Annotated in this window: 14 protein-coding genes; 8 read left to right on the top strand and 6 right to left on the bottom strand. The window is 63.9% G+C overall.

The window, feature by feature from the left end; all coding sequences use genetic code 11:
* Window positions 1-282 precede the first annotated feature (282 nt).
* Window positions 283-1,308 carry an aldo/keto reductase gene (locus DK366_RS15990; protein ID WP_109126562.1) on the top strand — a complete coding sequence of 342 codons (1,026 nt, stop codon included), beginning with the start codon at window positions 283-285 and terminating at the stop codon, window positions 1,306-1,308.
* A 246-nt stretch (window positions 1,309-1,554) separates the two neighbouring features.
* Here DK366_RS15990 and DK366_RS21295 read toward each other — a convergent pair whose 3' ends face one another.
* The 3 genes from DK366_RS21295 to DK366_RS16000 all read right to left on the bottom strand — a co-directional run bounded on the left by DK366_RS21295 (window position 1,555) and on the right by DK366_RS16000 (window position 3,912).
* On the bottom strand, window positions 1,555-1,788 hold the full coding sequence (locus DK366_RS21295; RefSeq protein WP_157956591.1) for a hypothetical protein: 234 nt from the start codon (window positions 1,786-1,788) through the stop codon (window positions 1,555-1,557).
* Window positions 1,789-1,804: 16 nt separating this feature from the next.
* Window positions 1,805-3,451: a phosphoglucomutase (alpha-D-glucose-1,6-bisphosphate-dependent) gene (gene pgm / locus DK366_RS15995; RefSeq protein WP_109126563.1), complete on the bottom strand. Its 1,647-nt coding sequence runs from the start codon at window positions 3,449-3,451 to the stop codon at window positions 1,805-1,807.
* A gap of 194 nt (window positions 3,452-3,645) precedes the next feature.
* A complete protein-coding gene (locus tag DK366_RS16000; RefSeq protein WP_109126564.1) occupies window positions 3,646-3,912 on the bottom strand; it encodes a DksA/TraR family C4-type zinc finger protein in 267 nt (88 codons plus the stop codon).
* A gap of 118 nt (window positions 3,913-4,030) precedes the next feature.
* Between DK366_RS16000 and DK366_RS16005 the strand changes: the two genes are divergently transcribed.
* Window positions 4,031-4,543: a hypothetical protein gene (locus DK366_RS16005; protein ID WP_109126565.1), complete on the top strand. Its 513-nt coding sequence runs from the start codon at window positions 4,031-4,033 to the stop codon at window positions 4,541-4,543.
* 1 nt (window position 4,544) lies between these two features.
* Here DK366_RS16005 and DK366_RS16010 read toward each other — a convergent pair whose 3' ends face one another.
* Window positions 4,545-4,964 carry a GNAT family N-acetyltransferase gene (locus tag DK366_RS16010; RefSeq protein WP_109126566.1) on the bottom strand — a complete coding sequence of 140 codons (420 nt, stop codon included), beginning with the start codon at window positions 4,962-4,964 and terminating at the stop codon, window positions 4,545-4,547.
* Complete coding sequence (locus tag DK366_RS16015) at window positions 4,964-6,463, bottom strand: efflux transporter outer membrane subunit (RefSeq protein ID WP_109126567.1); 1,500 nt, start codon at window positions 6,461-6,463, stop codon at window positions 4,964-4,966. Before DK366_RS16015 ends, DK366_RS16010 begins: the two co-directional genes overlap by 1 nt.
* Window positions 6,464-6,753: 290 nt before the next feature.
* Here DK366_RS16015 and DK366_RS16020 point away from each other — a divergent pair, with 290 nt between their 5' ends.
* Both DK366_RS16020 and DK366_RS16025 read left to right on the top strand, forming a co-directional pair.
* Window positions 6,754-7,170: an OsmC family protein gene (locus DK366_RS16020; RefSeq protein ID WP_109126568.1), complete on the top strand. Its 417-nt coding sequence runs from the start codon at window positions 6,754-6,756 to the stop codon at window positions 7,168-7,170.
* Window positions 7,171-7,491: 321 nt separating this feature from the next.
* Complete coding sequence (locus DK366_RS16025; protein ID WP_109126569.1) at window positions 7,492-9,180, top strand: MASE1 domain-containing protein; 1,689 nt, start codon at window positions 7,492-7,494, stop codon at window positions 9,178-9,180.
* Here DK366_RS16025 and DK366_RS16030 read toward each other — a convergent pair.
* Window positions 9,173-9,637 (bottom strand): hypothetical protein, encoded by a 465-nt coding sequence (locus DK366_RS16030; protein ID WP_109126570.1) that lies wholly within the window; start codon window positions 9,635-9,637, stop codon window positions 9,173-9,175. The two genes, DK366_RS16025 and DK366_RS16030, sit on opposite strands and share 8 nt — an antisense overlap.
* Before the next feature lie 280 nt (window positions 9,638-9,917).
* On the opposite strand from DK366_RS16030, the gene DK366_RS16035 reads away from it, so the two are divergent.
* From DK366_RS16035 to DK366_RS16050, 4 genes are all read left to right on the top strand, one after another.
* Window positions 9,918-10,436: a sigma-70 family RNA polymerase sigma factor gene (locus tag DK366_RS16035; protein ID WP_232821080.1), complete on the top strand. Its 519-nt coding sequence runs from the start codon at window positions 9,918-9,920 to the stop codon at window positions 10,434-10,436.
* Window positions 10,429-11,547: a FecR domain-containing protein gene (locus tag DK366_RS16040; protein ID WP_109126571.1), complete on the top strand. Its 1,119-nt coding sequence runs from the start codon at window positions 10,429-10,431 to the stop codon at window positions 11,545-11,547. Before DK366_RS16035 ends, DK366_RS16040 begins: the two co-directional genes overlap by 8 nt.
* A gap of 108 nt (window positions 11,548-11,655) precedes the next feature.
* Window positions 11,656-14,154 carry a TonB-dependent receptor gene (locus DK366_RS16045; protein WP_109126572.1) on the top strand — a complete coding sequence of 833 codons (2,499 nt, stop codon included), beginning with the start codon at window positions 11,656-11,658 and terminating at the stop codon, window positions 14,152-14,154.
* A gap of 11 nt (window positions 14,155-14,165) precedes the next feature.
* Window positions 14,166-15,416 carry a histidine-type phosphatase gene (locus tag DK366_RS16050; RefSeq protein ID WP_109126573.1) on the top strand — a complete coding sequence of 417 codons (1,251 nt, stop codon included), beginning with the start codon at window positions 14,166-14,168 and terminating at the stop codon, window positions 15,414-15,416.
* Window positions 15,417-15,795 lie beyond the last annotated feature (379 nt).

Consider the following 15,795-nt stretch of genomic DNA (forward strand, 5'->3'; position numbering starts at 1 on the left):
GCACCTTGTGCGCGACGGCGGCCACCAACATGGCGGTGAACCTTGGCGCACGAGTCGCGCACAGGGTGCGCTCCCACAATGTCTCTGCCCCTGTCCCTGCCCGTGCCAGAGGTGCCCTGTGAGCTCACCCGCCCTGATGGAAACGCCTTGCCTTGCGAGCACACACGAAAACCTCGCGAGCCACGGACCACGATGAGCCCCCGCGTTTGCCTCGGCGGCCATAGTTCCGTACTGTTGAACTTTGGAACATCTCCCCCTCCCCACACATAGAGGTATCCCCGCATGGAATTTCGGCAATTGGGCGCAGCGGGCTTTCAGGTTCCCGTACTGAGCTTTGGCACCGGCACGTTTGGCGGCAAGGGCGCGTTCTTCGGTGCGTGGGGCAATACGGATGTCACCGAGGCCAAGCGACTGATCGACATCTGCCTGGATGCCGGCCTCGCCATGTTCGACACCGCCGACATTTATTCCGACGGTGCCGCTGAATCCGTGCTCGGCGAAGCCATCAAGGGTCGCCGCGATCGCGTGCTTATTTCCACCAAGGCCACCTTCCGCGCCGGTGAAGACCCGAATGCCGTGGGTTCGTCGCGTTTTCACCTGCTCAGGGCCTGCGATGCCGCGCTGAAGCGCCTGGGAACGGATTACATCGACCTGTTCCAGCTGCATGGCTTCGACGCAAAGACGCCGGTGGAAGAAACGCTTTCCACGCTCGACGACCTGGTGCGCGCAGGCAAGATCCGCTACGTCGGAGTGTCCAATTTCTCCGGCTGGCATGTGATGAAGTCGCTGGCCGTGGCCGACCGCTACGGTTATCCGCGCTATGTCGCCAACCAGACCTATTACTCGCTGGTGGGCCGCGACTACGAATGGGAGTTGATGCCGCTGGGCCTGGACCAGGGGCTGGGCGCCGTGGTGTGGAGCCCGCTGGGCTGGGGCCGCCTTACCGGCAAGATCCGTCGCGGCCAACCGTTGCCCGAAACCAGCCGCCTGCACAAGACCGGCGACAAGGGTCCGCAGATCGACGACGACTATCTGTATCGCGTCATTGATGCACTGGACGATGTTGCCAAGGAAACTGGCAAGAGCATCCCGCAGGTGGCGCTGAACTGGCTGTTGCAACGCCCGACGGTGTCGACCGTGGTGATTGGTGCGCGCAACGAGGAACAGCTCAAGCAGAACCTTGGCGCTGTCGGCTGGAATCTGAACAAGGAACAGGTGGCCAAGCTGGATGCGGCGAGTGTGGTGACGCCGGCGTATCCGTATTGGCACCAGGCGGGGTTCACGGAGCGCAATCCGTCGCCGGTTTGAAGGCGTCTGGCGGCGAGCTTGCGAGTGCGATCAGTTCGCCTCACCGTCATTCCTGCGAACGCGGGGGGCGCTCTTCAACTACCGAAGGGCCGGTGCCTCTGCTTTTACTTCAAAGACGAAAAGGCGCTGGATTCCCGCCTGCGCGGGAATGACGGTGAGGGATAGGGAAGCTTTCAAGAATTTGGGCGCAAGTTTTCATATTTGAAAAAAAGGCGTCGCCGGCTTGAGGGTCTGCCGACGATCTTGCTAGGGCAATCGCTTCGCCTCACCGTCATTCCCGCGGACGCGGGAATCCAGTGCCTCTGCCTTTACTTCAAAGACGAAAAGGCCCTGGATGATCGGCCCTTTGGTCATTGAAAGTGCATCCCCGCTTTCGCCGGGATGACGGTGAGGGATAGGAGAACTTTCGAAGGTTTGCGGGCATGTTTTCATGTTTGAAAAACGAAAAAGGCGCGCCCCATAGAGCGCGCCTTTATCCATGCAACACCGCCTATAACTAAGCGAGCGCCTGATCCACCATCGCCTGCGCCTCTTCCAGCAACTGGCGCAGATGCGCCTCGTCCTTGAAGCTTTCCGCGTAGATCTTGTAGATGTCTTCGGTGCCTGAAGGACGCGCGGCAAACCAGCCGTTTGCCGATGCCACCTTGATGCCGCCGATGGGTGCGCCATTGCCCGGTGCGCGATCCAGCACCGCCTCGATTTTTTCGCCGGCGAGCTGCGTGCTCTTTACCTGGTCGGGCGAAAGCTTGGACAGCCTCGCCTTCTGCTCGGTGTTGGCCGGCGCATCGACGCGTTCGGAAACGGGGTTGCCCAGTTCGCGGGTCATGTCGCGATACAGCTCGCCCGGGTCTTTGCCCGTGCGCGCTGTAATTTCCGCCGACATCAGCGCTGCGGCGATGCCGTCCTTGTCGGTGCTCCACACGCCGCCGTCGCGACGCAGGAACGACGCGCCGGCGCTTTCTTCGCCGCCGAAACCCAGCGATCCATCGAACAGGCCGTCGACGAACCACTTGAAGCCGACCGGCACTTCGTAGAGACGGCGACCCAGGCGCTTGGCCACGCGATCGATCAATGCCGTGCTCACCAGCGTCTTGCCCACGCCGGCATCGCTGCGCCACTGCGGGCGATGGCGGAACAGGTAGTCGATCAGCACGGAAAGATAGTGGTTGGGCAACAGCAGGCCTGTGCTGCGCGTGACGATGCCGTGGCGATCGTGGTCGGTATCGCAAGCGAAGGCGACGTCGTAGCTGCCCTTCAAGCCGATCAGGCGCTGCATGGCATGCGACGAGGAAGGGTCCATGCGGATCTTGCCGTCCCAATCCACGCTCATGAAGCGGAAGGTCGGGTCCACCGTATCGCTGACCACGGTGAGGTCGATACGGTAACGCTCGGCAATCGGCGCCCAGTAGTGCACGCCCGAACCACCCAGCGGATCGACACCAAGATGCACGCCGCTCGCGCGAATGGCATCGAAGTCGATGACGTTCGCCAGGTCCGTGACATAGGCATCGAGGAAGTCGTGCTCATGCGTGGTGGATGCAAGCATCGCGTCCGCGTACGGCATGCGGCGAACCTCGCGCAGGCCGCCTTCGATCAGCGCATTGGCGCGCTTCTGCACCCAGCCGGTGATGTCGGTATCGGCGGGACCGCCATTGGGCGGGTTGTACTTGAAGCCGCCACCATCGGGCGGATTGTGCGAAGGCGTCACCACGATGCCGTCCGCCAGGCCGCTCGTCCGTCCGCGGTTATAGGTGAGGATGGCGTGCGAAATCGCGGGGGTGGGCGTGTACTCGCCGCCCTTGGACACCATGGCCTGCACGCCGTTGGCCGCCAGCACTTCCAGCGCGCTTTCCAGCGCGGGCTGCGACAGTGCGTGCGTGTCGATGCCGATGAACAAGGGCCCGTCGATGCCCTTGCCGGCGCGGTATTCGCAGATGGCCTGGGTAATGGCCAGCACATGCCATTCGTTGAAGCTGCGGTCGAACGAGCTGCCGCGATGACCCGACGTGCCGAACGCCACGCGCTGGCTCGCCACGCCTACGTCCGGGCGCAGATCGATATAGGCGTCGCGCAGGCGGGTGACGTCGACCAGCTGCGATTCGGGTACCTGCTTGCCGGCCAGCGGACTGAGGCGGCTGCTCATCGGCGCACCTCACCAGCGGTGGAAACGGCAGACAGGTGCGAGCGGTAAGACGGGGTCATGCGAAGACACATCCTGAGTCGACGAAAGGCAGCATTGACCCTCGCCGTGACGGTATGTGTCAAGACCGAAACCCCGCTGCAGCGCGGCAAAAACGTGGATATCGGGTGAAACCGGCGCTTCGATCCAGCCGCTGTTCAGCGCAGCTGGCTGTCCTTGCTGCCGCGACGGTTATAGCCGGCGAAAGCGGCTTCTTCCTTGTCGTGCGCTGCCTGGCAGTTGATGCACAACCGCACGCCGGGCACGGCCTTGCGCCGCGCCTCCGGAATGGCAGCGTCGCATTCCTCACAATGACTGAGACCAGGCCCTTGCTGCAGGCGGCTGCGTGCGCGCTTCACCGCATCGCTCACGGTCGCGTCGATCTGGTCTTGCACGGCGCCATCGCCTGCCCAGCCCGTTGCCATTGCTGCACGCCTCCCGGTGTGGGGACTCAAGGCAACAAATATGGGGTCTGCGAGGCGGTTTTCCAGTACCCGCGCGGCAGGCGTTGTATGTTCACCACGGGAGCACCAAGGGGACGCCATGCACAGTTACGACCTGACGGGCTGGGCCACCCTGCTGGCTGCAGAAGTGGGGGCTGCTGCCGCGCTGACCGGGCTGCTTTTCGTGGCGATCTCGATCAACCTGACGCGCATCCTCGCCAACCCGATTCTGCCCAGCCGGGCCATCGACGCGCTTTGCAAGCTTTCCAACGTGCTGCTGATCGCCACCGTCGGCCTCGTTCCCGGCATCCCTGAGCGTGTGTTCGGGTGGGTGGCGCTGGCCATCGGCTTTCTCGCGTGGCTGGTTCCCACCCACCTCCAGTACCGGCAATTGCGCCAGGGCAGCGCGGACTGGAACTGGCGCGAGCACAAGGACTGGATCATCACCCGCGCCGTAATGACCCAGCTGGCGACGCTGCCCTTCCTGGCCATGGCCGTGTCGCTGGAATTGGGCGTGGGCGGCGGCCTCTACTGGCTGGTGCCGGGCGTGCTGTTTTCTTTCCTTGGCGGCATGTATGGCGCGTGGATACTGCTGGTAGAGATTCTGCGTTGAATCAGAACCGCTTGCGCAGGAAGTAGCGTGCGCCGCCCACCGGGTGATCGGGAATCTCGCCGAACACGCTGTAGCCGAGCTTTTCGTAGAACCCGCGCGCCTGGAACGCAAAGGTGTCGAGCCATGCGCCAATGCAGCCGCGCTCGCGGGCGATGGCTTCGGCACGATGCATGATGGCCGTGCCCACATCCTGCCCGCGCAGGAATTCAGGGATGCCCAGCAGGTCGATGTGCAGCCAGTCGAGTGCGGTTTCGCCCCACAACCCGCCAATGGTGTTGCCCTGTTCATCGCGCAGCGCAATCACCAGTGGCTGGATGTCCAGCGACGGAACCTTGCTTCGGTTGTAAGCACGCAACGGCGCGGCAATGGCTTCGTGATCGTCGGCGACGGGCGAGTCGATGGCGTGCAGTTCGTAGGGCATCAGCGAGCCGTGTCCGTGGTGGTCGACGCCTGCGGCGTTGCGTTCGATGCACTGTTCATTTCGGCGACGTCGCCCGATCCATCGAAACCGCCGCCCATTGCCTCGATCAGGCGAATGGAAATATCGGTCTGCTGGCTTTCGAGCAGCGCCAGGCGCTGTTGCGCGGTCAGCAACTGCTGGCGACTGGTGAGCGGCGTCAGCGGGCCCTTCAGGCCACCCTGGTAGGCCCGCATCGCATCGTTCCAGCTTTTCTGCGCGTCATCCACCGCGCGCTTCTCCAGCACGATCTGCTGGCGCACCGAGGTGAGCGCGGATACCTGATCCGACACATCGTTCAAGGCGCTGATCAGCAGGCTGTTGTAGCGCGCCACCATGGCGTCGTACTCGGCATCGGCGCCGGCCAGATGCGCGCGGCGACGACCGCCATCGAACAACGGCAGGCTCAAGGCGGGACCAAACGCATATTCCTTGGCCTGCATGGACAGCACGTTGGTGCTGCCGCCCACGGCAACGAAACCCGCCAATGCGCTGATGCTGATGTTGGGCAGGAAATCCTTCTTCGCCGCCGTCACTTCCTTGTTGGCCGCTTCGATTTCCCAGCGCGCGGCAACCAGATCCGCGCGACGTCCCACCAGGTCGACCGACAACTTGTCCGGCACCACGGCCGGACCGCGATCGGCCATGCGCGGGCGCTCGATGCTCAGGCCACGATCCGGCCCCTGCCCCAGCAACACGGAAAGGCTGCTGCGCGCTGCATCGATGGCGCGATCCGCCGCCACCTTCTGCTGCTCGGCGCCCGCCACCTGCGAGTCGGCCAGATGTTCCTGCTGCGGAGTGTCGAGTCCGCCCTTTACCAGCTTGTGCGTGACATCCAGCGAGCGGGTGGCGCGTTCAAGTTCGGCATCGGCGACATCTTTCTGCGAGAACGCATAGCTCAGCTGCACATACGCACGTGCCACGTTCACCGACAACTCGATGCGGGCGGCGTGAGCTTCAATCTCTGCCGCGCGGCTGTGGCCCAGTGCAGATTCCCACGCCGCGCGCTTGCCGCCCCACAAATCCAGATCCCACGAGAAATCCGCCGTGAGCGACTTGCTCCAGGCAAACGTGCCGAGCACGTACTCCGGATAAATGGGGTGCTTCTTCGAGAGGTAAGCGCCAGTAATGGATGTATCGAAGTTCGCTTGCGGCTTGCGGCCGGCGTTCACGCTGTCGGCCACGGCCTGCGCCTGACGCGCACGTGCCTGCGCCTGGTCAAGGCTCGGGTTGTTCTTCAGTGCTTCCTCAATCAATGCCGTGAGCTGCGGATCGCCATAGCCCACCCACCAGTCCTGCGCCGGCCACGCGGCAGGACTCAGCTGCACATCGGCAAGACTGCGCTCGGACTTCAGGCTGCTGGCATCGGTCATCGTGCCGGTGGTGTGCAAACCACGGCTGGTGGCACAGCCGGCAAGAACGAGACTCAACGCAATGGCGGCGGGCAGAACAAGGGAACGCATGGCGGGATCATCCGGAAGTGGAGCGCAATGATGCGCGCGGCGGCCTGTTGATCATCGTATCGATGGTCGGTTGCAGCAGAACAGGCCATAGGCGGCGGCGCGTACAGACAGGACCAATTATATCGCTGCGTCTCATGGACGCGCAGCGCAGAAGCGGGCCAAACCCTCATTCCCGGCATCTACTTTTGTCCAATTGCCACCGGGGCATTCGAGACCCGCTGCTTGGCGAACCGGGCATCGGCACTTAACCTGCCGCCTCATCGACAGACATGCACTGCCCGGAGTTAGTCATGCCCAAAGTATCGATCGCCACCATTGTTTCGACGGACGCCAATTATCTTCATCACATTCGCGCCGGCCATTTCGCGCTCGATACCGACGAACCAGCTGCACTTGGCGGCCAGGGCGCTGGCCCGGCTCCATTCGACTACTACCTTGCCGCGCTTTCGGCCTGCACCGCCATCACCCTGCGCATGTATGCACAGCGCAAGGGCTGGGACCTTGGCGAATTTCGCGCGGAGCTTCGCCTGGACCGCGATGACGACGGGCAGCTGCACGTGCAACGAACATTGCACGCCACTGGTCCGTTGACGGACGACCAGTGGGATCGACTGCTGGAGATTGTCGCCAACACGCCGGTGACAAAGGCGATGCGTGAAGGGGTGGAAATCACCAGTCGCCGCGGCGATGGCGCTTCCGCGGCATGAACCCGATGGCGGCGCGCCTGAATGAGGCATCGCAAGTACTTGCAGTGCATCACAATGCGACACCCTTCACCGGAACGTCACCGACTTTTATGCAAAAGTTCGTAACGTTGTAACAAGGCAGCGCCTGTGTGCAGGGTTCAAGTCGTGGCGCAGCCCAATAGATGATCCAGGATGGTGAAACAGCCCGGAGCAACGCCGGCGGGATCGCCGAAACCCAACCTGGCAAAGATGGGGTGGTGACACGCGAGGCATTCGCGGCACCACATAACCCCAGGCCCACGTGAGCCTGGGGAGTCACGGCAACCACGGGGAAGAAGCACGATGGGGGAAGCAATCGCTCCGCGCGCCTGGGGCCGCCACATGGCTGTGTGCGCGGCATACGCCATCGGCTACACGCTGCTGCGGAACATCTCCGTCTCGCACTGGAATCTTCCCGCCGGGCTGCGCGTGGCGTGCCTGCTCCTGTTTCCCTATCGCTACTGGCCCGCCCTGCTGGTCGGCGAAATGATTCCGCTCGGTTATCACGCGTGGCATTGCGCGGATGACTTTGGCTGGCGCTGGTCGGTGCTGGCCGCCGTGCCGCCGATTCTTCCGCTGATGGCGGTGGTGGCGTGGACCCGACGCCACGCACGACTGCTGCTGGGTGCGCATCAGATCAACATGCCCCTGTTGCTTGGCGTGATTCTCGCCGGCGCCGTGTTCACGGCCATTGGCGATGCGGTCGTGCTGTCGGCCGTACGCATGCCGCCTGCGGACGCGCTTCCGCAGGTCGACGCGCCCATTGTTTTCGGCTACTTCCTCGGGAACTACCTTGGCGCCCTGGCCATTGCGCCTGCCGTGCTCGCCATTTTCCTGTGGCAGACACGCCAGGCCATCGCCACGCGCGATGTGTCGCTATGGCGCAGCCGCCTGGTGAAGGACATGCTGATCGGTGTGCTGACGCCGTTGCTCGTGCTCATGGGGCTGGTCTTCAGCAGCCAGGGGGACAGCATGCAGGTGTTCCGCATTGCCATGTTCCTGCCGGTGGTGTGGCTTACCTCGCGGCATGGATGGCAAGGCGCAGCACTGGGTGGCACCCTGGCAAGCGTTGCCGTCACGCTGACGTCGTCCATGGTGCGCGACCCCGGGGTGATCCAGGCGCAGGCGCTCATTGCCTTCGCCATCACGACGCTGCTGATGCTGGGCTCGCGCATCGCGCATCAGGTGCATGCCGAACAGGCCACGAACATGGACACGCTGCGGGGTTTCCAGCTGGCGCAGCAAGGTCTTTATCTTGAGGAACTGCGCCTGCGGCAGGCTGCGGACACGCTTGAACATATCGGCCACACCATCCGCGAGAACCACAATCGCCTGCTGGACCGTCTTCGACATGTGCTGCCTTCGAACGAGGAGCGCACGTACGCCAAACAGGTCGCACTGGCACAGCACGAAATGCATCGCCTGGCCAATGCGCTCTACCCCCGCGGCTGGCGCGAGCGCGGCGTGCCGGCCACGCTGCGCGAGGGGCCGTTCGCGCAGGCCATCCACATGGCAGGCGCCACCTATCAATGCGAGCTTTCGGGCCGCGGATTGAGCCAGCTCGCGCCCGATGTGCACATGGCGCTCTATCGGCTCGCCTGCGAAGTGCTGGTGTACGTGCTGTCGCGCGGCACCATGCAGGACGTGCGCCTGCAGTTGCGCGGCGGCCATACGCGCGGCCAGCGCTGGGTGGTGATGCGCCTGAGTGGCCTGCGCGTGCCCGGCGCCGCCGGCCAGGCCGATCAGCCGCGCATGCACGAAGGTGATGTCGAGCCGTGGAAACAGGCCATGACGCTGCTGGGCGCAAGCGGCCTGGGCATTTCGTCGATTCGCGACCGCACGCACATCTACGGCGGCGACGTACACCTGCGCGATATCGGCCAGGGTGTCAGCGTGACCTTGCTGCTGCACGATTCGCTGCGCACCGCATCGATTCACCGGAGCGCTTCGCTTCGGAAGCGCTCCGGCGTCTCTCAAGGCACCATCAGTTGATGCGCGAACTGCACTCGACGGGATCGTGGCAATCGCCCTGCGCAACGTAGGTTGTCGCGGTGCCATCGGCCTGCGTGGCCACCATCACCTTCACCGAGCTGTCCTGATAGACGATGTCGCCCTTCGTGTTGCCGGATGCCGGCAGCGGCTCGTCGGGCGTCGCCACGCGTGCGGCATCGGCACCCACCGGCAGCGCGAGGAACGTGCCCGATGCGGCAGCGAACGCGGCGCGCACCTTGCCACCCAGGTCGTTGATCTGCACGTAGCGCACGCCGTTGCGCTGGAAGACATAGACGTGCCAATGCGGGCTGGCGCTGACGTCGGTGGCATTGGGCCAGGACTGGCCAAGGCCCGTGGATGCGAGGCCGTTATCGGCCATGGCATTCAGCGACATCACCGACATGGCCAGCAGACTCACGGCCAGCCAGCGCAACTTACGGCTCGATGCATGATGCATGTGATTTCCCTCCATAGTGATCCCCTATTCCGAGATGCCGACGGCATCGCTCAAGTCCGATCGACACTGCACGCCGACCAGCGGTCGCCATGCAGCCGCGCGACTCTGCCTCAGTCCATGCATGCCAGTAAGTGCCTGCAGCACACCCGACACCATGGTTTTGCATTCCCGATCACACTTTGCCGGGCACTTTCACGCAGTCGTCACAAATACGCGTTAGTTTCCGATGTGAATCTGGGCCCATAGCCGACGACGGGCGTCGACGGCGCTGCGAGTGCACGTGACCGCCGATTCCAATGCAGGGCTGGCGCAGCTGTTCGAGGAACAGCACGACACGCTCAACCGCTATTTCCTGAAGCGCACCGCGCACGCGTGGGATGCGCAGGATCTTGTGCAAGAGCTTTACCTGCGCCTGCTGCGCACGGATCGTGACGGCACGGACCTTATCGAAAAGCCGGAGGCTTACCTCTTCACCGTCGCGGCCAACCTGGTGAAGGAGCACGCGATGCGCAAGCAACGCAGCCCCAGGACCGGCGATGAAGTGAGCGAAGTACTGGAACGCCTGTTCACGCCGTGCGATGCGGCGGCCGGCGTCGATCGCGACCTGCGCCGGCAACGACTGGCGGCCGTCATCATGCGGCTCACGCCGAAATGTCGCGCGGCGCTGGTCATGCATTACCGCGATGAACTGGGTTATCGCGAGATCGGCGAACGACTGAATATTTCCACGCACATGGTCAAGAAATACATGGTCAAGGCGCTGGCCGTATGCCGCGTCGGGATGGCTCGCTATGACTGATTTCGCACGCCACCGCGAAGCCGCCGAACGCCAGCGCCGCGCCACCGAGGAAGCGGCAGGCTGGTATCTCGACCAGCAGGAAGGCCTGGATGAATCGCAGCAGCAGGCATTCACCGCCTGGCTGCGCGAATCGCCGCTGCACGTCACGGAATACCTGGCCATGGCGCACCTGCATGGGGACCTTGGTGCTGCCAGCGCCATGGACCCATTGAGCGAGAAACAACTGTGCGAACTGGCCGCCGGCGACACCTCCGTCGTGCCACTGAACGTGCCGCGCGTGCCGGAACCCGCACCCACCCTCACGCCGCGTCGCCGTCGCATGGCATGGCTGGCCCAAGCCGTTGCAGCGGTCGTCGTGGCAGCAATCGGTGGCGCCGCATGGATGGCTTCGCCACCGCCGCCCTGGGAAAGCTACGCCTCGGAAGGCAACGCCGTGCGCAGCGCCACGCTGCCGGACGGCACGGCCGTGCAGATGGACCGCGACAGTATCGTCGCCGTCAGCATGTGCCCCACCCAGCGCCGTATCGACGTGCTGCGCGGCGGCGCCCTGTTCGACGTGGCGCATGACCCCGCGCGCCCCTTGCGTGTGCGCCTGGGTGCCAACGAGCTCCAGGATATCGGCACGGTCTTCGATGCCCACTACGCCGACGATGGCGGACGCGTCACCGTGATCAGTGGCAAGGTCAAGGTCTGGCAGCGCGACCAGGCCCGGTGGAGTGCTGATGCGACAACCACGGATCGCTCGCCCCTCACGGAGCTGACGGCAGGCCAGGAGGCCACCATGCATGTGGATGGCTCGCTGGATCTTGTCGATCGCCACGCCGATCTCGCCAGCAGCACGCACTGGTTGCCTGCCGACATCCACTTCGAGCGCGCCAGCGTGGCCAACGTGGCGCGTCGCTTCAACGCGTACAGCAGCCACCCGTTGCTGATCGAAGATGCGGGCATCGGCGCCACGCTTATCTCCGGGCGCTTCCACGCACGCGACATGGATTCGTTTGTCGCCTACCTGCTTACGCTGCCTGACGTGCAGGTGATTCGCGGGCCGGATGATGTGCGCATCGTGCGTGCACCGATGGCGCACACGCAGGCTGTAAGAAAAAATTCATGAAGAAAGCGGTACCCAATGGGTTCGCTCGACACTCGTAGATGGGCATGCCGCGGCGAGGCGTGATGGCCTCGTCGCCCCATGTTCACTCCATCGAAGGTCAGACGCACCATGCGGAAACTGCTCGCTCTCCAGATTGCGCTGCTGCTCGGCAGCACGCCCCCGGCTCTTACGTTTGCACAGACCTCGAATACATCGTCGGCACCGGCCATTGCCGCGATGCCGTTGAACCAGGCGCTGGACCAGTTTGCACGAACCACCGGCCTCCAGGTCGTCTACAGCCCTGATGTCGCCGACAGCCTGCGCAGCAGTGGCGCGTCCGCCGGGCTTGAACCCAGGCAACAGCTGGCGCAATTGCTCAAGGGCACGGGTCTTGGCTATCGCTTCGTCACGCCAACCACCGTCACCATCGTGCGGGACGCCAACGCGGGAAAGGCAGTAGCCGCGGGCGCTGACGCGTCGCGCGGCATGCCCGTCATCAACACCAACGACGGCACGCGCGAGCTTGCGCCCATTAGCGTGCACGCCAACGCCGTCAACACGCTGGCTCCGAGTGCGGCGCCGCGGGATGCCGTGCAGCCCACCTCGGTGATCGACGAGCGCTTCATTCGCGATGGCCTGCGCTGCAACTCGAACTTCGACGACATCATCAAGTACGCGCCCAGCGTGACCGTGGTATCGCCGGAAGGCCCCGGCATGGGCAAGAGCGAGAACATCAGCATTCGCGGCTTCCAGGACGGCCAGTTCAACATCACCTTCGCCGGCATTCCGTTCGGTGATGCGAGCGACCTGCATCACACGACGTCGGCGTATTTCAACAACCATGTGCTCGGTCAGGCGGAAATCGATCGCGGCCCCGGCGGCGGCTCGACCATCGGCAACGCCACTTTCGGCGGCACGGTGGGTCTGCGTTCGCGTGATCCCAGCGACGTATCCGGCGTGACGGCGTATCTCACCGTCGCCAGCTGGAACACGCGTGCGGGCGGCGTCAGCGTGGACGAACCGCTGGGCTCGAACACCAAGCTGTTCGCCGATGTATCCAAGGAAGCCAGCGACACCTACCTGAAGGGCACGGACGATCGCCGTGAGCACCTCTTCGTCAAGACGATTACCGACCTTGGTGCAGAAACACAGCTGACCTTTGTCACCAGCTACAACCAGGAACACCAGAACACGGTGCAGGGCGCTACCAAGGACGAGATCGCCGAGGTCGGCTGGCGCTACGGCCTGACCAACGATCCGACGCTGCAGTCGTACAAGGGCTACAACAACGCCGCGTACTACTCCAGCTTCACTTACGTCGGCATCACCAGCCGCATCGGCGACTGGAGCGTGGACAACAAGGTCTACTACAACAGCTTCGATCACTGGTCGCGCAAGACCAGCGACGCCAGCGACAACAACCCCGCCGACAATGGCGTCACTTTTTATGACGCCAAGGGCAAGAAGCTCAGCAAGGCAGCCACCGACGTACCCGGCAAGCAGGCCGACAACGGCTTCCATGCCTTCGGCGACGTGCTTCGCCTGGCGCGCGAGCTGGGCCCGGGTGAACTGCAGACGGGCGTGTGGCTGGAGCGCAACCTGGATGCGCGCTATCAGCTTCCGATTGACGAAACCACGGGCGCGCCAACGGGCACCAAGTACGGCCCTGCGTACAACTATCAATTGAGCGATCGCACGGATACCGTGCAGCCCTACCTGCAATACGACTGGAACGTCACCGACAGTTTCACGCTGAGCCCGGGCATGCGCTACTCGGAAGCCACGCGCCAGCTCGATGCGCCGCTCAACAAGGTGTCGCCGCCCACGCCGGCGTATGCCGAAGCCACCTATAGCGCCACCCTGCCCTCGCTGAGTGCGCACGAAAAGATCAACGACGAATGGAGCGCGTACGCGCAAGTGGCGAAGGGTTTCCTGGCGCCGCCCATCGATGTGATCTACGTCAACGGCTCGCGCGCGCTGGACCCGGAAACCACCACCAACTACCAGCTCGGCACGGCCTACGCCACGCGCGAATACACCTTCGGCGCCGATGTGTACTACATCGACTTCTCCAACTACCTCACGGAGACCGAGGTGGCGACGTCGAACGGCAACGAGATGACGTACGTCAATTCCGGTGGAGCCATCTACAAGGGCGCGGAGGTGGAAGGCACGTATGCGCTCACGCAGACGCTGAGCCTGTATGGCAACGCCAGCTACAACAAGGCCACGTACAAGAATTCCAGCGTGCAGGTGGCGGCCACGCCCAAGGTCACGGCGGCACTCGGCCTGCTCTACAGCAGCCCGCTCGGCTATTTCGGTTCACTGATGGGCAAGTTCGCCGGGCAGCAGTACGGCCTGGACAACGTGACCGACAGCAACGGCAATACGGTGTTCGAGAACGACCAGCGCATCGCCGGTTACTTCATCACCGATGCGGCGTTCGGCTACCGCGCGGATCACGGCCCCTGGGGTGCCAAGGGCTGGTCGGCCAGCGTGGACATCAACAACTTGTTCAACGTGCACAAGATCACCGGCTATGCCGGCACGCAGGCCGTCAGCGGCGCGCCCCTGTTCTTCGGCCTGCCGGGACGCGGCGTGTTTCTCGACCTGTCGGTGAAGCTGTGAGCGGCGTATCGATGAAGCGCTCCACGCTTTTGCGCGGCTGCCTGCTCGCGGCGATGCTGGTCTGCGCTCCCGTGTTCGCCCAAGGTGAAACACTGGTGACGCGCGTGATCGTGATGCGGCACGGCGTGCGTTCGCCCACCAGTTCGCCGGAGGAACTGGCGCCTTATGCCAACCGACCGTGGACGGCATGGCCGGTTGCGCCAGGTGTCCTTACCGAACACGGCGCGCAAGGCATGACCTCGCTGGGTCAGCGCTTTCGCCGCATGCTCGTGAATGACGGCCTCGGCAGCGGCAAGTGCGACGATGCGTGGCTGATCATCGCCGACAGCACGCCACGCAATCGCGGCAGCGGCGCAGCGCTGGCCAAGGGCTTGCAGCCGGAGTGTCATGCCAGTTATCTGGCCCTGCCACCCGAACAGAACAACGCGCTATTCCACTTCAACAACCCATCCGGCGCCAAAGACGACGACGCACCGGTGGCAGCGCCCTCCGCATGGCCGCCACCGGCGCTCGTCGAGTTGCAAACCCTGCTACTGGGTTGCAACGGCGAAGCGTGCCTTGCCGATGCACGCGAGCAGCAGCGCAAGCTGCTGCTGGATCCGGCCCATGACGATGCCGCATCGCGCGCCAAGGCGCTCAAGTCCGCCGGCAGCCTCAGCGAGAACCTGATGCTGGAATACGCGCAGGGAGTCGCACCGGACAAGGTGGCCTGGGGCAAAGGCGATGCGGCCACCATCGGTCGCATCATCACGCTGCACAACCTGCAATTTGCCCTGGCCAAGAAGAGCATGCCGTCGGCATCGAACGCCGGCTCCAATCTGCTGGCGCACGTGATGGCGACGCTGCAGCAGTCCGCAGGCATGACAACCGGCGTGGCACCGCTTTCACCGAAGGGGAGCCGTGCCGTGCTGCTGGTGGGGCACGACACCAACCTGGCCAATCTGGCCGGCGTGCTCGGCGTGGATTGGCATGACACACGCCAGCCCGACGACTATCCGCCTGGCGGCGCCCTGGTGTTCGACCTGGTCAAGGCCAAGGATGGTTATGGCGTGCGGGTATCCAGCTGGATGCCGACGCTGGAGGCGCTGCGACAGGCCGACCTTTCCGGCGATGCGGCGCTGGTTCGTCATGCACTTCCGTTGGCGCCCTGCCCCGGCAAGGACATTTGCCCGCTCGCCACCGTCGACCATTGGCTGAAAAGCCGACTCGACCCGGCCTCGATCGACGCCACTGTCCCGGCGATGCCTGTCAATCAGCTTTGAATGGAAGGTTATTCAAGGCGATGGAATGTCAGTGCCTGATCGTCATTCCTGCGAAGGCCGGAGTGACGGTGAGGGGTGGCAGGCTTACGTCTTTGATCGTCATCCCTGCGGAGGCAGGGATCCGGCGCCTTTCTCACGCCCCACTAAAAGGCACTGGATTCCGGCTTTCGCCGGAATGACGGTGAGGGGTATGTGGCCTGCGCTTTTGATCGTCATCCCTGCGAAGGCAGGGATCCAGTGCCTTTCTCACGCCCCACTAAAGGCACTGGATTCCGGCCTTCGCCGGAATGACGGTGAGGGGCATCGGGCATACGTCCTTGATCGTCATCCCTGCGGAGGCAGGGATCCAGCGCCTTTCTCATGCCCACCCAACGGCGCT

Origin of the sequence: Dyella sp. C11 (genome assembly GCF_003121485.1) — a bacterium.
Taxonomy (GTDB): Bacteria; Pseudomonadota; Gammaproteobacteria; order Xanthomonadales; family Rhodanobacteraceae; genus Dyella.